Source organism: Myxococcales bacterium, from assembly GCA_016706225.1.
Classification (GTDB): Bacteria; Myxococcota_A; Polyangia; order Polyangiales; family Polyangiaceae; genus JADJKB01.
The window spans coordinates 1-17,887 of record JADJKB010000005.1 but is presented as its reverse complement, the minus strand read 5'-3'; the positions used below and the strand labels follow the sequence as shown (position 1 = coordinate 17,887).

Sequence of the window (17,887 nt, the reverse complement as noted above, 5' to 3'; positions counted from 1 at the left end):
TCGTCCACTGGCAGCGAATTCGCGGTCCGCATTCGGGCGAGCGATGGGGCGACGGCGCGCGAGGGTTTGGCGCGCGCTCAAAGGCTCACGGCCCCTGCGCGGTGATTGCGTGTGACACTCCGACGCGAGAGTGACGGAGCCGGTCACATCAGACCAAGACCCGCGAAACGGCCTCGATGGCCTTTAGGCCCGCGCCGAACCGCGCCATCATCCCACGGTTCTCCTCGAGCTCGCTGTAGGGCAGAAACCGGACTTGCAGCTCTCTCACGTGATGGAACGCCGGACGCTGAAGCTGAGCGCGTACTTCGTCTTCGCGTTTGTCCGGCGCCACGAGGTAGAGCGCGCGCGTCGCTTCCCCGGAAGCTCCGAGCGCCAGGTCCAGCAATCGGACGATCCCCGAGTAAATCGAGGTCGTGTGCTCAACCTCGAAGGCGGCCTGAACACCGCCCGATTCCGGATCCAACCACAAGACGTCGATGAGTCGAACGGCGTCGGCACCCGGAGCGCTCGTGATCTCGGCGGCCAGCGACTCCACGCACCCGTCCGCGAGCCTGCCGTCCGCGAAGGGACGATTGCGGTCGTTGGCAGCAACCCAAACGCCGAATCCCAGCGAGCGGCCCAGATCGCGAAGCCAGCCCTGGATCTCGGTGTGCGTCCTGTCCCCGTCTCGCGCTGCCGCGCTCGCCTTGCGCTGTGTCGCCGTCTCTTCACGGACCTTCAGCAGGTCCGCTGCCCACGCGGCGCGCGCCTCGGCGTCGCTCTCGCGGGGTGGTGCAAGGTACCGCCCCGAGCCCACGTCGAACAGCACGCCGCCGATCGCTCCGAGGTCGTTCGACAACAGGTCGCGATGGTCAGCGTTCAGCCGGAGGATACCTTCTCGCATCGCGAGGTACTCCTCCCATGAACCGAGCTTCACGCGCGCCCCCGTCAGCGCGTTGTAGCCCTTGACGATCGCCGTGTTGAACGGGGGCATCAGCGTCGGGTGCAAGAAGTAGAGGAGATTCGCTACGGCCGGGCCGAGGCCCTTGATCCGCTTTGCGTCGAGCTGCCGTATCGCAAGCACCAGTGGGTCGCCGCCCGCGCAACAAGCGCAGGTCGCCAGGAATGCGCCAAACGCTCGCTGATTTTCGGGAGCCTCGTAGATGTCGGGGATCCGGAGCTTCGGCTTCCACAAGAACGCGTGGTCGGCGCCGCGGAAGATCTGACGCTGCTCGGCGATCGAGCCAACCACCGTCTCGAGTGAAGACCCCTTGTAGACGTTGCCGAACGTCCCCGCTTCGATCTCGTGGATGACCTCGGCGATCCCCCGCCGAATCGAGCGGAAGTTCTTCAGCCGCTCTTCCCACAGGAACCAGGCGTGGTACGCCCCGGCCGGATCCTCACGCCAGCGCACGATCAGCGTTCGGAGCGGCGACCCTGACATAGTCTCCTCCTTAACACCTGTGGCACGCCTGTTGCTACGGGTCCATGCGCGGTGAGCATGCACATCCGCGCTGAGGTCGACAAGAACCGATGGGAGCGAACGGTGCCGTTCTCGGATGGCGCCCGCGCAGCTTCGCACTGAGTTGAATCAGGCACGTCCCCAGAATGGAGAGGACTCGAACCTCACTCGGAGTTACCCCGCGAGCACCTCAAGGCGATGGCTGCGCACCTTCGATGCGCGACGGGCCGTGCAAACGCGTGATGGCGCACGGGTTTCGGGGAAGCTTCCCCGAAACGACTAGGCACGGCTGCTGCCGCTACCAAGACCGATGACGTGGCGCCGTGCACGGCCCCTTTGTGGGCTTTGTGGGGGGCCGTGCCACCGGCGCCAGCGAGCCGACTGGCTCCGGTGGCTGCGCCGGGGAGGTTGCGCGTGGCCCGTACCCGGCGCGCTCGCGCACTCAGGTCGGAGAGGTACCCTTGGGCACGTGGGTTCGGGCAGCGAAACCTGAGTCGCTTCCTGAAACGGCGGGCGTCCCCGAATGCTTGCATGAACGGGGGCCTGGTGGCCGGTACGAGCGGGCAAGGCTCGTAGCGATTTCGTCGCCAGATCGCACCAACCGCGCAAAAAACGCCGAACGGGTTGCCTACGTGCCGGTCGGAGGGCAGCCTCCCTCGAGGTGTCCCTGTCCGATGCGAGGAGCGAGCGATGTTTCGTTATCGTTGGTTTACTTCCGGAGTCATTACTCTTGGTGTAGTCGCGTGTGGCAGCGACGATTCGGGCGGCGGAAGCTCGGGTCCGGCCGACATCATCGACATCGTCGCTGACGCCAATCGAGACGGCGTGGTCAACGCCGACGATCCCAAGGATCAAGATCGTGAGGCCGAGTGGGACGCTACGGTGGGTGCGTCGTTCATCGCCAACCTGGATGACGACGACTCCGACGGCAAGCGCGACTGCGAGGACGAGATCATCAACGGCGAGGCCGACAAGCTCGATCTCGCGACCTTCAAGGTGACCCCCTGGCCCACCGCCCCGAAGGACGGCGAAGGCGTAGTGCGGATCGACCAGGAAGCGGCCGAGAGCGTGCGCATCTTCCGGGACAACCCAGACGGCAGCACGAAGCTCGTGATGGGGAGCATGGGCGCCTGCACGGCTTCGACCGACTGCAGCTACGCACTCGAGTATCGCTTTCCCAACGCCGAGGTCGTGACCGGGGTCACGTTCCGCATCGAGGCTCGCCGCTTCAAGGGCATGGATATGCCGACTTTGAACCCGCACGACGATGCCAAGAAGTCCCTGTGGACCGGCTTCGTCGATCTCACCTACTCGGTGGAGAAGAGCGGGAAGGGTGAGCGCTATGCGACCGAGGATGTGCCCGACGGCTTCGACCGCGTGAAGCTACGGGTCGCGCCGTGGGTGCTATTCGGCAGCATGGGCACGCACGACGTCATGTACTCGTCGGAGGCGTCGCCGGCGCTGGTGGAGGGCAACACGGCGGCCGCGCAGGCGGCCAACGTGGGCTACTCGCCGTATCCGACGAGCTTCAATCAGGACGGCGGCTGGCAGGACATTTGGACCGAAGACTTCTTCCAGACCGGCTGGACGGCGTTCCCTGGCCCGAACGGCACAGTGCAGGGCATGCGCATCTACAACGCGCGCCCCTGGGGGCGGCCGCCACAGAACGCCAGCCCGGACGTGGTCAAGGAGTATTGGCCCATCCATTGGATCATGGGCAACCCCGAGAAGTCGCGGCCCCCGTCGGTGTTCGGGCCCGACCGTGGCGCCGCGGAGTTCTACAACCTTTCCGAGCGCCAAAGCGGCAACACGCAGGACTCGCACGGCAATCACGACGTGGTTCCGCCCCACAAGGACTACAAGATGGGGCGCATCATCGTCGGCAGCAAAGCAAAGCAGACAACACAGGACTTCTATGCCGCGCAAGGCGTCCAGGGTCCGCCCATCGTGATCGACACGACCTGGCTCGCCGTCGAACACGTGGACGAGTTCTTCCACTGGGTCCCCGCCAAGACGACGCTCGGCTGGAAGCTGCTCGTGGCATCACCCGCGCTGATGACCAAGATGCTCGAGGACATGAAAGCCAAGGGCAACGGCGGCGCCACACTCCACCAGGGCACCGGTGGCAACTTCGAGAAGACCATCGACGAGGCGCTGGCGGACACGCAGCTCGTGCAGTGGAGCCAGACGGCCGACGCCAAGATCCAGGGCTACATCGACATCATGAAGGCCGAGACCGGCATCACCGACGCCGACATCATCGAGATCCCTACCTGGTTCGAGGACCTCGGTGTGAACGAGAAGGTGGCGTGGAACCCCGGCATGGTGAACATGCGCATGCTGGGCAACATCGCCGACGTCGCGAAGCCCTTCGGGCCCGACATCGGCGGCAAGGATCCCTTCGAAGAAGACATGCTCGCTCGAGTCGGCTCGCCGGCGAGCGAGCTCGGTTCCGACGGTCAAGGTCTGAAGATCTTCTTCACCGACGACTGGTATTATCACGAGGCTCTGGGGGAGGTTCACTGCGCGACGAACGAGAGCGCTCCGGCGCCCTTTGCTCCGAGCTTCTGGTGGGAGAGTGGAAAATGAGGACCCTGCGTAAATTGTTGGCTTCGGCGATCCTCGGGAGCGTGCTCCTGATCGCCCCGGCGGCTCTCGCTGACGGCATCGGCATCGGGTCCTCGGCGCTGCCGAACGACGCGCGCGCCAAGCTCGAGAACGACATCGCTGCCGCCAAGGCCTCCCAGCCGAAGGCGTTCTTGGCGGTGAAGAACGTGAAGGGCCACCGTCCGGAGCACTACAGCAAGAACCGCAACCCGTACCCGACGGTCTCGCGCGAGCTGCGCGGCCTCGGTGCGCCGGCCCTCTTGCCCATGCTCGAGGCGCTGGCGTTCAAGGCGCCCGAGCGCGGCAGCCTCACGGACGTCGAGTGGGACGCCCTCGCCCTCGGCATGCTCGAAGCGGTCGGCGTGCTCAAGGACACGCGCGCGAGCGCCGTCGTCGACGCCATCTTCGAGGCCCAGGGGCTACGCGACGGCGTGCGGCTGGCCGCGGCCCGCGCCGCCGGTCGGCTCGGTGGCGAGGCGGAGCTCAAGCTGCTCACCTCCCACGCCAAGAGCGGCGACCCGCTCGAGCTCGCGGCCATCCACGGCCTGGGCGAGATGATGCGCCTCGAGAGCGCCAAGCACCTCGCGCAGATCCTCTCGACCACGAAGGACGACGCCGTCGCGACCGCCGCGGCGACCGCCCTCGGCACGCTCGGCTCGAGCTGGGCCTGGAGGTCCCTGGGACCGAAGGCGGCCCCGACGGGGCGTGAGGTCCGCAGGCTGTGCTCCGCCGCGCTGATCCCGCGCTACGCGCGAAGCAAGGGCAGCCTGCGGATCGCCGCGAGCGAGGCCCTACTGATGGTCGATCACCCGGAGACGCTGGACTTACTGCGCTCTGAACGCTCGATGTCCGGCGCCGACCGCAAGGCCGTCGACGCCCTCATTGCCAAGGTGGAGCGCCAGCGCAAGCGCGCGCCGCAGTGGTAGTCTCGCCAAGAGAAGGTCAGTGCCTTCCGCCGTGGGCGCACACAATTCGGAGGATCGGATGACCAGACCACGCTTGCCATGGTGCTTCGCAATGGGCCTAGCCGTGCTCGGGTGTGGCGCCAGCGACGAGCAACCGAAGCCCGACGAGCTGCTCACGCCGCCACCCCAGGGAAAAGGAGTCCAGCTCTCGACCGGTGAGTTCGAAGTGCCACCCGGGACGGAAATCCAGAACTGTCATTTCTTCCAGGTTCGCGAGCTCAACAAGCTGGCGGGGCTCCCCGAGAATGACCCGTTCGTGCTGCATCGCACCGAGATCGCCTTCAGGGACGGCAGCCACCACATGAACATTTTCCGCGTGCGTACCATCGTCGGGCTCGATCCGGCGAACGGTGCGGTGCAGCCGGGCACCGACGGCGTGGGAGAGTGCTTCAAGAGCCCGAACTGGGCTGACTGGCCGCTGCTCGCGAATTCGCAAAACGACGAGAGCTTCGACTGGACCTACCCGGAAGGCGTCGGCAACGAGCTCATGCCCGACGAGTGGTTGATGCTCCAGACCCACTACGTGAACGCGACCACGCAGGTGACTCCGGGTAGCGCCAAGGTCGAAGTCAACTTCTGGAACATGCCGAAGGCGGATCTCGTTCACCAGCTCGGCACGCTCTTCGCCACCAAGCAGTCCATTCGTGTCTGCCAGTCCAATCCGACGCCGAAGTTCAGCGGGAGCTGCCAATTCAACAGCCCCCAGCCGGTCAACATCATCGGTGCGAACGCCCACTTTCACAGCCGCGGCAAGTCCTTCGACATGTTCGCGTGGGATGGCACTTCATCGACCCAGCCCGCTGCGGATGCGCGCTTCTACAGCTCGGAGAGCTGGGACGATCCGCCGATGATGAAGTCCCCCGACCTCGACCTGCCCGTGCCGGCAGGCGCCGGCATCTGGTACACGTGCGCATACCAGTGGGCGCCGCCGCCGCCATCCATCGGGTGCGAAGGCCTGAACGCGCTGGACCAGAAGGCGAATCCCGGAGCGCAGCCGGACTGCTGTTACACCTTCGGCGGAGTCGTGGATCGCTCCGAGCATTGCAATATCTTCGCGTACTACTATCCGAAGGCCGACGACGTGAACTGCTTCTACCCCCCCCGCCCCGCCCCCCCCCCCGCGCCCCGCCCCCCCTCACCTTCCCGCCCGGGGCCCCCCCCCCCCTCCCCCGACCCCGTCTCAGTCTTGCCATAATCAGATCACGATCGGCAGGAGTAGGAAAAACCCACAGGCGTCGTGGACCACGGCGGAACGCGCGTGTGCGGGGGCGCGAAAGCGGTTAGCTTCAACGCCATGCGCCGCTCGCCCGTGCTCCTGGTCGCTGCCCTCACCCTCGCCGCGTGCGGAGACGACGACGGCGGCACCCAGCCGAGCCACGATCCCAACGAGTTTGTGATGACCTTCGAGTCCCTGCCCGGCGCGTTGATCGGCATCTCCGGGACGAGCCACGACGACGTGTGGGCTGTGGGCGGCAACCCTGGCGACGGCAGCGGAGCGTTCGTGCTGCACTTCGACGGAAAGTGGGCGCGGAAGGCGACGGGGCACGACGGGGACCTGTGGTGGATGCACGCGTTCGCGGGTGGTCCGGCCTTCTTCGGCGGCAGCGGTGGGACCATCTTGCGCTACGAGAGCGACAGCTTCGAGAAGCTGCCCACACCTGGGACCGCCACCGTGTTCGGCATCTGGGGACCGGCGCCGGACCAGCTGTGGGCCGTCGGCGGCGATCCGGCAAAGTCGGGCCAGGCCTTTGTCTGGCGCTTCGACGGCACGCAGTGGAGCGCGGCCCAGGGCTTTCCGGTCGTGCCCATCGCAGCGTGGTTCAAGGTCTGGGGACGCGCGGCCGACGACGTGCGCTTCGTGGGCATGGACGGCGCCATCGTGCATTTCGACGGCAAGAGCTTCGAGCAAATCCAGTCCCCTACCGACCGCCGCCTGCTGACGGTCTTCGCCGAGCCCGGCGGCCGCTACACCGCGGTCGGCGGCGTCAGCCAAGCCGTGATCCTCGAAGACGGCTCCGCGAGCTGGCAGGACGTGAGCCCTCCACCGCCGAACCATGCGATGATCGGCATCCGCACGGTCGGCGAAGATGGCTATGCCGCCGGCTCCGCCGGCAGCGTGATGCGCCGCAAAGCCGGAAGCTGGGTCGACGAGCCCCTCGGGTTCGACGTGTTCGCGGACTTCCACTCCGTGTGGATCGACCCGAAAGGCGGCGTCTGGATCGCCGGGGGCAACATCCTCAGCTTCCCACTGGTGAACGGTGTGCTCATCCACAAGGGCCCGAAGATCCCGGGTGGAACCTACGAATAGCGGCCAAGCCCATCCGAACGGGCCGAGGTACGACCAGTCGCTTGCTCGTGGCTTTCGGGCGCGTCGGTCGTCTCGAGCGCAGCGCGCCACCGACGTCGCGCTCATGGCCGACGACCTCCGCGCGGTACCTTTTGCCGCGGGGCTTGGTCGTGGTGCCCGCAGCATCATCCGGCAGAACCACTGGGCTAGCCTCGGCATGTGGCGCGGCTTCTCGGCCGTTGGACCCGACGTTCGATGCGCAGCGAGAACGAGCTCGCTGAACCCGGAAACCGTGGTCGGTTGTGATGCTCCCGCCGCCCCGACGGCAGCCGAGCAGCAATGCCGCAGAAGCGAGCCACTTCACGAACCGTATTCGTCCGCAGGCGCTCTCACGTGCTAGGAGCAAGACCATGACCTTCACGATGAAGAAAGAGCTCGGATCGACTTACGAGCAAACGCTCGAGCGCCTGCCGGACGCCCTGAAGAGCGAGAGGTTCGGCGTGCTCACCGAGATCGACGTCCAGCAGACGCTCAAGAACAAGCTCGGCGTGGACTTCCGCCGCTACAAGATCCTCGGCGCCTGCAACCCGGGGCTCGCGCACAAGGCGCTGTCGACGAATCTGGAGATCGGCGCGATGTTGCCCTGCAATGTCGTCGTCTACGAGGGCGACGACGGACGAGCCGTCGTGCACGCCATCGATCCCATGCAGACCATCGCCGCCGGCGACGAGCGTCTCGCGACGATCGCGAAGACCGTTCGCGAGAAGCTGGCGCGCGTGCTCGAGCGACTCGCGTGAATCACCCCCCAAAGGTGCGCTGACGCGAGGGGTGCGCAACGGGGCGAGCTTGCTTGCGTCCGCGCAACGCTGTCGTGCTGACGCAGAAGCTGCGCCCGATCGCGCCTTGAAAATCCACCAAGCGCCGCCACGGCGCGGGGCATACGCCTTGCTTCCAATCCCCACATGCATCCGCTCGACTACCAGCACGATGCCGACTCTGCGTCAGTCCGACGAAGCGGAGGCGGTCAGAGCGGCGCGACGACCCCTCGCGGCAGGACCGATGAGGAGAGCAGGTACTACGCGTTCAGTCAGCGCGCCTATGCGATCTTCGCGTACGTCTACGACGCGGTCGTCTTCCCGTTCCAGAGGCTGAGGCAGACCGTCGCGGACACGGCGGCCGTTCCCCCCGACGCGAGGCTGCTGGACGTCGCGACCGGCACCGGTGCGCAGGCGTTCGCGTTTGCCCGCAAGGCGCGGGAAGTAGTGGGTATCGATCTGTCGCGCGCGATGCTGCGCGTCGCGCGCCGAAAGAATCGCTTCGCGAACGTCGCGTTCGAGGAGGCCGACGCCGCCGACATGCCCTTCGCGGATGAGAGCTTCGATGCCTCCTGCGTGTCGTTCGCGCTCCACGAGATGCCGGCGAGCGTCCGCCAGCGGGTGCTCGGGGAAATGGCGAGGGTCACCGCGCCCGGCGGCTCGCTGATCGTCGTCGACTACGCGCTGCCACGAAATCGCGTCGTGCGCTTCTTCGGGTGCCACCTGATCGAGCTCTTCGAGCACGCGACGTACGCGAGCTTCGTGCGCTCCGATCTCGACGCCGCGCTCCAGCAAGCGAACATCGCGCCGCTCGCTCACCGCTCCGCGCTCGCGGGCCTTGCGAAGATCACCGTTGGACGAAGGGGAACGCGCTGAGCTCGCACCTGCGCGCGCTCGAACCCGCGGGCGAGCGCCCCACGTTTCGCCCACCGATGAACGCGAGACGGCGAGGGCATTGGGTTGGGGTGTGCCCGACCAGGCCAACCCGCGCGCGTCCGAAGCTGATCAGCGTCCCTCGCGGGAACAGTGTGCGCTGGCAGCGCAGGGATTTCGCTGGTTGGCTTCCGGTCGCGGGATACGCTCCATACAGCGTCGGCCTTCGACGCAAGGAGCGCGCTATGTCCCGATACCGTTGGCTAACCTCCGGAGTCGTCGGCCTTGGTCTGGTCGCTTGCGGGAGCGACGACCCGGGCGGAGGTGGGTCGCCCGCCCAAACAGACGTGCTCGACATCGTGGCGGACACGAATCGAGACGGCGTCGTCAACGCCAGTGACCCCAAAGATCAAGATCGTGAGGCCGAGTGGGACGCGACCGTCGGTGCGTCCTTCATCGCCAACCTCGATGACGACGACTCCGACGGCAAGCGCGACTGCGAGGACGAGATCGTCAACGGCCCAGCCGACCTGCTCGACCTCGCGGTGTTCAAGGTGACGCCCTGGCCCTCGGCACCGAAGGACGGCGAGGGCGTGTTGCGCATCGACCCGGAGGCCGCGGAGAGCGTGCGCATCTTCCGCGACAACCCCGACGGGACCACCAAGCTCGTGCTGGGCAGCATGGGCGCCTGCACGTCGGCGTCGGATTGCAGCTACGCGCTCGAGTACCGCTTCCCGAACGCAGAGGTCGTCACCGGCGTCACCTTCCGCATCGAGGCCCGGCGCTTCAAGGGCATGGACATGCCCACGCTGAGCCCAGCGGACGATGGCAAGAAGCTACTCTGGACGGGCTTCGTCGATCTGACCTACGCGGTCGAGAAGGCCGGCACCGCCGAGCGGTATGCCACCAAAGAGGTGCCGGATGGCTTCGATCGCGTGAAGCTGCGCGTCGCGCCCTGGGTGATGTTCGGCAGCATGGGAGCGCACGACGTCATGTACTCGTCGGAGGCGTCCTCCGCGCTGGTCGAAGGCAACTCGACCGCGGCGCAGGCCGCCGGTGTCGCCTACACGCCCTACGCGACGAGCCCGCAGCAGCCCGGTGGCTGGCAGGACATCTGGACCGAGGACTTCTTCCAGACCGGCTGGACGGCGTTCCCCGGCCCGAACGGCACGGTGCAGGGCATGCGCATTTACAACGCGCGCCCCTGGGGCCGGCCGCCGCAGAACGCCAGCGCGGAAGTGGTCGAGGACTACTGGCCCATCCACTGGATCATGGGCAACCCCGAGCAGTCGCGGCCGCCCGCGGCCTTCGGGCCCGACCAGGGCGCTGCCGAGTTCTACAACCTGTCCGAGCGCCAAAGCGGCAACACGCAGGACTCGCACGGCAACCACGATGTGGTCCCGCCCCACAAGGACTACAAACTGGGGCGCATCATCATCGGCAGCAAAATGAAGCAGACGACGCAGGACTTCTATGCCGCTCAGGGCGTCCAAGGACCGCCCATCGTGGTCGACACCACCTGGCTCGCTGTCGAGCACGTGGACGAGTTCTTCCACTGGGTTCCCGCCAAGACGGCGCTCGGTTGGAAGCTCCTGGTCGCCTCCCCGGCGCTGATGACCAAGATGCTCGAGGACATGAAGGCCAAGGGTAACGGCTCGGGCCGCCTGCACCAGGGAGCCGGTGGCAACTTCGAGAAGACCGTCGACGAGGCGCTGGCGGACACGCAACTCGTTCAGTGGAGCCAGACGGCCGATGCCAAGATCCAGGGCCAGATCGAGATCATGAAGGCCGAGACGGGGATCACCGACGCCGAGATCATCGAGATGCCGACCTGGTTCGAGGACCTCGGCGTCAACGAAAAGGTCGCGTGGAACCCCGGCATGGTGAACATGCGCATGCTGGGCAACATCGCCGACGTCGCCAAGCCCTTCGGGCCCGACATCGGCGGCAAGGATCCATTCGAGGAGGACATGCTCGCTCGAATCGGCTCGCCGGCGAGCGAGCTCGGTTCCGACGGTTTAGGTCTGAAGATCTTCTTCACCGACGATTGGTATTATCACGAGGCCTTGGGGGAGGTTCACTGCGCGACGAACGAGAGCGCTCCGGCGCCCTTTGCTCCGAGCTTCTGGTGGGAGAGTGGCAAATGAGCACGCTCAGGAATTTGTTGGTCTCGACGATCGTGGGTAGCGTGCTCTTGGTCGCGCCCTCCGCCCTCGCCAACGGGATCAGCGTCGCGTCGTCGGCTCTGCCGAGCGAAGCGCGGGCCAAGCTCGAGAACGACATCGCCGCGGCGCGCGCCGCGCAGCCCAAGGCCTTCCTCGCAGTGAAGAACGTGAAGGGACATCGCCCCGAGCACTACGGGAAGAACCGCAACCCGTACCCGACCGTGTCGCGCGAGCTGCGCGGGCTCGGGGCGCCGGCGCTCTTGCCCATGCTCGAGGCACTGGCGCTCAAAGCCCCGAGCGCGGGGGCCTGAACGACGCCGAGTGGGACGCCCTCGCCATCGGCATGCTCGAGGCGGTGGGGGTGCTCAAGGACGCGCGCGCGAGCGCGGTCGTGATCGCCATCTTCGAGTCGGGCAACGTCCGCAACGGCGTGCGCCTGGCCGCGGCGCGCGCTGCCGGCCGGCTGGGCGGCGACGCAGAGCTGAAAGCCCTCACCTCCCACGCCAAGAGCGGCGATCCGCTGGAGCTGGCGGCCATCCACGGTTTGGGCGAGATGATGCGCTTGGAGAGCGCGAAGCACGTGGCGAAGGTCCTGGCGACCACCAAGGACGTCGCCGTGGCCGAAGCCGCAGCGACGGCCCTGGGCAGCCTGGGGTCGAGCTGGGCCTGGAAGTCGCTCGGCCCGAAGGCGGCCGCGACGGGTCTCCAGGTGCGCACGGTCTGTGCGGACGCCCTGGTGCCGCGCTACGCCCGCGCCAAGGGTAACCTGCGCACGCTGGCAGGCGAGTCCGTGATCCTGGTGGAGCACCCGCAGACGCTGGACCTCTTGCAGAGCGAGCGCGCGGCGGCGGGCGCCGACGTCAAAGCCGTGGACGCCCTCATCGCCAAGGTCGAGCGACAGCGCAAGCGCGCGCCACGGTGAGCCCGCGGCGCTCGTGTTCGCCTGGGTTTGACGCCCCGACGACGCTTGCTAGCCTTCGGAAACGTGGAAATATGGTGGGCTGCAGCGCCAGCGCGAGCGTGCACCGCGGTGACCCCGCTGCGTTTGGCCTGTGCGCTGCTCGCGCTCGCGGCGCTCTCGTGCTCGGCTGAAGAGCCCGAGCAGCGCCTGCCGCCCACGTTCGAGGAGGTCGAGGTCCTTCCGGGCTGGTACGAATCGCTGAACCTGCCGATTCGGCTGCTGGAAGACGGCGGTGCTCTGCCCTTGCGCCAGGCACCGCAGGGCGGACACTGGGCCTTCGTCAGCGCGCGGGTTCGAGGCATCGAAGGCGGCGAAGTCGAAGTGCGGGCCAGGCTCTACGGGACCGATTCTCCCGACCCGGTGTTCGCCGAGCGACGCACGGGCCTATTCGTGCCGAGCCAAGGCGCGCCGGGTTTCTTCGAGCCGGATCTGGATCTGCGTGGGGCTATCGTCCATGTGCCGGCCTGTCCCGTGAACGACGCCCTGCCGGTCTTCCGGCGCGAGCTCCGTCTGGTGCTCGAGGTGACGACCGCGGACGCCGAACGCCGCGGCGCCAGCGCGGAGCTCACGGTGACTCCGTCTTGCGCGGCAGGAACCGCCGGGGAGCTGGCCGTGTGCGAGTGCGAGTGCGCTCCCGCCTACGACCCCGGGAAATGCTACTGAGCCCCAAATTCTCGACGCTTGACAGCCAGACGACGTTTGCTAGCTTTCGGAATCGTGGAAGTGAAGGCCACCCACGCCTCCGAGGGCGAGTGCCAGGTCTACTGCGTCGACGGAGCGCACGTCGCGGAGGTGCAATCCGCGATGCCAGGCGAGGAGGCGTTCGAGCAGGTCGCGGAGGAGTTCAGCGCGCTGTCGGATCCGACCCGGCTGAAGATCCTGTTTGCGCTCTCCGAGCGCGAGCTCTGCGTCTGTGATCTGGCGCAGCTGCTCGGGCGCTCCATGCCGGCGACCTCCCAGCAGCTCCAGCGCCTTCGCCGGATGGGCCTGGTGCGCTTTCGGATGTCCGGCAAGCTGGCCATCTACCGCCTCGAAAGCCCGCTGGCGCGCCTCTTGGTGCGGGAAGCGCTCGAGCGCCGGGCGAAGGACGGCCGGTGATGCGCAGGGGCAGGCGCTCGCTTCGCCGCTCGTTGTGGCCGCTGCTCGCTGCGTTGCTGCTCGTGCTCGTGTCCGGTCTGCCGGTGTACGCGGCGGAGCTCCTCGGCGTCGCCGGGGATTCTTGCGAGTGCGACTGCGGCGGCTCGGATGAACGAGGGAGCTGTCCGCCGAATTGCCCCTACGGCGCGTGCGCCAAGGTCCCGCAAGCGGTGCCTCCGGGTCCGGAGGCGGCAGTGGCTCCGCCGCCAGAGTCTGCTTTCGCGGTGCTCGCCGCTCCTGAGGCGCTCGTCCTCTGCGACTACGCCAGCGAAGTCTTTCACCCTCCGCGCGCCTGAGCTCGCTGCTGAGCGGTTCCGCGGCTCCAGCGTGGTGCTGGAGCACGCCTCGAGGGGGGCACGGCACAGATGTCTCTCGGGCCACACACCGAGACGACCAGAAAGGACTTCGTCATGTTTCGTCCCGTCATTTGGGCATTCCTGTTCCTCGCCATCGGCTGCTCCAAGGAGTCGGCCTCTGGCGCCGCACCGTCGGCCGAGCCGGCGAAGGCGGGCCATGCAGCTGCAACCGTCAAGCCAGGCTCGCACGAGGACTGGTGCGAGGAGCACCAAGTTCCGGAATCGCAGTGCACTCAGTGCAATCCGTCGCTCGCCGCAGCGTTCAAGGCGACCGGGGACTGGTGCAACGAGCACGGGCTGCCCGAATCGCAGTGCAAGAAGTGCAAGCCGGACCTGAAGATCGTGCGTCCGCCCAAGGCAAACTAGGGGCTCGTCATGCGGCTCAGACTCTCGATGTTGCTCATCCCACTGCTCGGCTTGGCCGTGGCTTGCCGCTCGAAGCCGGAGGCGAGCGCCGGCGAGCAGCGCACGGAGACGAAGAGCGAAGCGCCTGCCGAGGGCGCCATGTGCAAGGAGCACGGCGTCCTCGAGGCGGTCTGCACCAAGTGCAACCCGAAGCTCGCGCCGGTCTTCCAGGCCAAAGGTGACTGGTGCGCGGAGCACGGCTTCCCCGAGTCGTTCTGCCCCGTCTGCCACCCCGAGCGTGGTGGAAAGCCCTCGCTCGAGGTGAAGTCGGACGGGCGCCCGCGGACGGCACTCGGATCCGGTTCAAGCGCAAGGACACGGCCAAGCGCGCCGGCATCGTCACGGTCAAGGCGACGGCGCGGCCGAACGCCGCCGCGCTCACGGCGCCGGCGCGACTCACCTACGACGCGATGAAGCTCGCCCAGGTCAACCCGCGCTCCCCCGGCGTTGTGCGTGCGCTCAAGGTCGATGTCGGGACGGCGGTCAAGAAGGGCCAGCCGCTGGTCGTCATCGACAGTCCGGATGTCGGGGCGGACCGAGCACGGCTGTCTGGCGCCAAGGCGCGCGTTCAGGTGGCCGCCGAGAACCACGACCGGGCGAAGAAGCTCCAGGCCGAGGGCATCGGGTCGAAGAAGAGCCTGCTCGACGCGCAACAAGAGCACGATCAGGCGAAATCCGAATACGCCGCCCTGCGCGCTTCGCTCTCCGTGCTCGGTGCGGGCGGCGGTGGCGCGGGCAGTTGCCACGCTGGAGCTTCGCCCATCGACGGCGTCGTGACCGAGCGCAAGGTGACGATCGGTAAGCTCGTGAGCAGCGAGGAAGTCCTGCTCGAAATCGTGGACACGCGCTCGATGTGGGCCGAGCTCGACGTCGCCGAGAGCGACCTGCTCGCGGTGGCGGTCGGGCAAGCGGTGTCCCTGCGGCTGGATGGCCTGGGGGAGCGCGAGCTCTCTGGCAGCATCACCTACGTCGCGCCCGCCGTGGACCCGCACACTCGCACGGCGAAGGTCCGCGTTCCGCTGGCCAATCCCGACGGAGTGCTGCGCGCGAACATGTACGGTCAGGCGCGGGTGGCCGCGGGCGAGTCGCGTTCGAGCGTGTTCGTGCCGCGTGCCGCGCTCGAGCGTACCAAGGAAGTGCAGCTCGTCTTCGTGCAGATCGCAGAGGACGAGTACGAGACCCGCCGAGTACAGGTGGGCGCCACGGATCCCGACTTCGTCGAGATCCTGAAGGGGGTGCGAGTCGGCGAAGACGTCGTCACGACCGGAGCTTTCTTGCTCAAGACGGAGACGTCCAAGGAAAGCATCGGCGCGGGCTGCTGCGATGGAGATTGACCGCCGATGCTGAATCGTCTCATCGATCTCTCGCTCCGGCACCGGTTCTTCGTGCTGCTCGGGACGCTCGCGGTCGTGGTCGCGGGTGCAATCGCCTTTCGCCGCCTGCCGATCGACGCCTTTCCGGACACCACGCCGATCCAGGTCCAGATCAACACGGTCGCCCCAGCGCTCTCGCCGCTCGAGCTCGAACGGCAGGTCACGTTCCCAGTCGAGCAGGCGATCTCGGGGTTGCCCGGACTCGAGGAAGTCCGCTCGCTCACGCGTTTCGGCTTATCCCAGGTCACGGTGATCTTCGAGGACGGCACCGACATCTGGCTCGCCCGCCAGGTGGTGTCGGAGCGCCTCCGGAGCGTGGTGATGCCGCCTGGGATCGCCCAGCCCCAGCTCGGGCCCGTGGCCACGGGGCTCGGCGAGGTGTTTCACTATCTGGTGACGGGTGAGCGTTCCCTGGTCGAGCTGCGCGCGGCCCACGACTGGATCATCAGACCGCAGATGAAACCGCTGCGTGGCGTGGCGGAGGTGAACGCCTGGGGCGGCGACGAGCGCCAGCTTCAGGTCGTCGTCGATCCCGCCCAGCTCCACGCGCGCGGGCTCACGCTGGCCGAGCTGGCCGAGGCGCTCGAGCAGAACAACATGAACGTGGGCGGCGGGACGCTGGATCAGGCCGGGCAGTCCAGCCTGATCCAGGGGCTCGGCATCGTCACGCGGCCGAGCGACGTCGAGGAGATCGTCGTCGCGGCCCACGGCGGCGTGCCCATTCGCGTCCGTGACGTGGCCAAGGTGGTCGAAGGTCGCGAGATTCGCCGAGCGACGGTGACCGCCGACGGCAAGGGTGAGGTGGTCCTCGGCCTCGGATTCATGCTCATGGGCGAGAACAGCCACGAGGTGACGAAACGCCTTCAGGTGCGCCTGGCCGAGATCGAGAAGACGCTACCTGAGGGCGTCCGCGTGGAGCCCGTCTACGCGAGAACCACGCTGGTCGACCGCGTCCTCGGCACGGTGCGCACCAACCTGCTCGAGGGCGCCCTCCTGGTGATCGCCGTGCTCTTCATTTTCCTGGGTAACTTGCGTGCGGGGCTGATCGTGGCCGCGGCCATCCCGCTGTCGATGCTGTTCGCGTTCGACCTGATGCTCCGGGCCGGAATCGCCGGGAGCTTGATGAGCCTGGGCGCCATCGACTTCGGTCTGGTCGTGGACAGCTCGGTGATCATGGTCGAAAACTCCGTCAAGCGCCTGGCGGAGGACCACAGCGAGCGCGACAAGCTGGCCGTCGTCCGCGACGCGGCGCTCGAGGTGCGCAAGCCGACGATGTTCGGCGAGCTCATCATCATGATCGTCTACCTGCCGATCCTGGCGCTCGAGGGGGTCGAAGGGAAGCTGTTCCGACCGATGGCGCTGACGGTGATCTTCGCGCTGTTCGGCTCGATGGTGCTCTCGCTCACGCTGATGCCGGTGCTCGCGAGCTTGCTCCTGCCGCGGCGGGTGAAGGAGGGCGAAAACGCGGTGATGCGCGCCCTCCGGCGGGTCTACGCGCCCGTGCTCCGGGCCGCGCTCCGCTTCCGCTGGGTCGTGCTGGGCGGCGCGCTCTTGCTCCTGGGAAACGCCGCCTTCGTGGCCACCCGCTTGGGCTCCGAGTTCGTGCCGAAGCTGCAAGAAGGCACCATCGTCATCAACACCGTACGCCTGGCGGGCGTGTCTGCGGACGAGTCCGCCCGGTACGGCATGCAGATCGAGCGCAGCCTGCTCGAGGCCTTCCCCAACGAGATCGAGCGGGCCTGGACGCGGACGGGGACACCCGAGGTGGCGACCGATCCGATGGGCCTCGAGGTCTCCGACGTGTTCCTCACGCTCAAGCCGCGGAAGCAGTGGAAGCGGGCGACGACCCAGGAGGAGCTCGTCCGCGAGATGCAGGAGGAGATCTCCACGCTGCCGGGGATGCGCGCCTCCTTTCTGCAACCGATAGAGATGCGCGTGAACGAGATGATCGCGGGCGTACGCGGCGACGTGGCCGTCAAGATCTTCGGCCAAGACTTCGAGGTGCTGAAGGTGAAAGCGAAGGAGGTCGAAGCGGTGTTGAAGAAGATCCCCGGCGCCGCGGACGTCTCGACGGAGCAGCTGACCGGGCAGCCCACGCTCCAGATCGAGGTCGACCGCGCCGCGATCGCCCGCCACGGCATTGCCGCGCGCGAAGTGCTGGAGGTCGTCGAGGCGTTGGGGACGCGGGAGGTCGGCGTGCTTCAGGAGGGGGAGCGCCGCTTCCCGATCACGCTGCGCATCGACGATCGCTATCGCCTCGACGCCGCCGCCATCGGCCGCATCCCCGTCACCGCCGCCAACGGCGACCGCGTCCCGCTGGCCAAGCTCACGAAGATCACGCTCGCGGAGGGGCCGACCGCCATCAATCGAGAGTGGGCCAAGCGCCGCGTGGTCGTTCAGGCGAACGTGCGCCAGCGCGACGTCGGGAGCTACGTGCACGACGCGATGGCGGCCATCGACCGCGACGTGCAGCTCCCGCCTGGGTACTACGTCCGCTACGGA

At 67.4% G+C, this 17,887-nt stretch carries 15 protein-coding genes and 1 pseudogene; 15 read left to right on the top strand and 1 reads right to left on the bottom strand.

What is annotated here, in order from left to right; translation table 11 throughout:
* Positions 1 to 148: 148 nt before the first annotated feature.
* Positions 149 to 1,423, bottom strand: a complete 1,275-nt coding sequence (locus tag IPI67_07865; GenBank protein MBK7580109.1) for a type II restriction endonuclease — start codon at positions 1,421 to 1,423, stop codon at positions 149 to 151.
* Positions 1,424 to 2,131: 708 nt separating this feature from the next.
* On the opposite strand from IPI67_07865, the gene IPI67_07860 reads away from it, so the two are divergent.
* From IPI67_07860 to IPI67_07790, 15 genes and pseudogenes are all read left to right on the top strand, one after another.
* Complete coding sequence (locus tag IPI67_07860; GenBank protein MBK7580108.1) at positions 2,132 to 4,030, top strand: hypothetical protein; 1,899 nt, start codon at positions 2,132 to 2,134, stop codon at positions 4,028 to 4,030.
* Positions 4,027 to 4,974, top strand: a complete 948-nt coding sequence (locus IPI67_07855) for a hypothetical protein (protein ID MBK7580107.1) — start codon at positions 4,027 to 4,029, stop codon at positions 4,972 to 4,974. Before IPI67_07860 ends, IPI67_07855 begins: the two co-directional genes overlap by 4 nt.
* A gap of 91 nt (positions 4,975 to 5,065) precedes the next feature.
* Positions 5,066 to 6,208 (top strand): hypothetical protein, encoded by a 1,143-nt coding sequence (locus tag IPI67_07850; protein MBK7580106.1) that lies wholly within the window; start codon positions 5,066 to 5,068, stop codon positions 6,206 to 6,208.
* Positions 6,209 to 6,307: 99 nt separating this feature from the next.
* The gene (locus tag IPI67_07845; GenBank protein MBK7580105.1) at positions 6,308 to 7,321 is read left to right on the top strand and encodes a hypothetical protein; all 1,014 of its coding nucleotides are present in this window, start codon (positions 6,308 to 6,310) and stop codon (positions 7,319 to 7,321) included.
* Between the two features lie 389 nt (positions 7,322 to 7,710).
* Positions 7,711 to 8,097: a DUF302 domain-containing protein gene (locus IPI67_07840; GenBank protein MBK7580104.1), complete on the top strand. Its 387-nt coding sequence runs from the start codon at positions 7,711 to 7,713 to the stop codon at positions 8,095 to 8,097.
* 165 nt (positions 8,098 to 8,262) lie between these two features.
* Positions 8,263 to 8,991 carry a methyltransferase domain-containing protein gene (locus IPI67_07835; GenBank protein ID MBK7580103.1) on the top strand — a complete coding sequence of 243 codons (729 nt, stop codon included), beginning with the start codon at positions 8,263 to 8,265 and terminating at the stop codon, positions 8,989 to 8,991.
* A 242-nt stretch (positions 8,992 to 9,233) separates the two neighbouring features.
* Complete coding sequence (locus IPI67_07830; GenBank protein ID MBK7580102.1) at positions 9,234 to 11,135, top strand: hypothetical protein; 1,902 nt, start codon at positions 9,234 to 9,236, stop codon at positions 11,133 to 11,135.
* Positions 11,132 to 11,464, top strand: a complete 333-nt coding sequence (locus IPI67_07825) for a hypothetical protein (GenBank protein ID MBK7580101.1) — start codon at positions 11,132 to 11,134, stop codon at positions 11,462 to 11,464. Before IPI67_07830 ends, IPI67_07825 begins: the two co-directional genes overlap by 4 nt.
* Positions 11,465 to 11,496: 32 nt before the next feature.
* The gene (locus tag IPI67_07820; GenBank protein ID MBK7580100.1) at positions 11,497 to 12,075 is read left to right on the top strand and encodes a hypothetical protein; all 579 of its coding nucleotides are present in this window, start codon (positions 11,497 to 11,499) and stop codon (positions 12,073 to 12,075) included.
* Between the two features lie 63 nt (positions 12,076 to 12,138).
* Positions 12,139 to 12,777 (top strand): hypothetical protein, encoded by a 639-nt coding sequence (locus IPI67_07815; GenBank protein ID MBK7580099.1) that lies wholly within the window; start codon positions 12,139 to 12,141, stop codon positions 12,775 to 12,777.
* A gap of 54 nt (positions 12,778 to 12,831) precedes the next feature.
* Complete coding sequence (locus IPI67_07810; GenBank protein ID MBK7580098.1) at positions 12,832 to 13,212, top strand: winged helix-turn-helix transcriptional regulator; 381 nt, start codon at positions 12,832 to 12,834, stop codon at positions 13,210 to 13,212.
* Positions 13,212 to 13,547: a hypothetical protein gene (locus IPI67_07805; protein ID MBK7580097.1), complete on the top strand. Its 336-nt coding sequence runs from the start codon at positions 13,212 to 13,214 to the stop codon at positions 13,545 to 13,547. The genes IPI67_07810 and IPI67_07805 overlap by 1 nt, the downstream gene beginning before the upstream one ends.
* A 114-nt stretch (positions 13,548 to 13,661) precedes the next feature.
* Complete coding sequence (locus tag IPI67_07800) at positions 13,662 to 13,973, top strand: hypothetical protein (GenBank protein MBK7580096.1); 312 nt, start codon at positions 13,662 to 13,664, stop codon at positions 13,971 to 13,973.
* A gap of 9 nt (positions 13,974 to 13,982) precedes the next feature.
* Positions 13,983 to 15,346, top strand: a pseudogene (locus IPI67_07795) (efflux RND transporter periplasmic adaptor subunit).
* 6 nt (positions 15,347 to 15,352) lie between these two features.
* A partial coding sequence (locus IPI67_07790) for an efflux RND transporter permease subunit (protein ID MBK7580095.1) occupies positions 15,353 to 17,887 on the top strand: 2,535 nt, incomplete at its 3' end.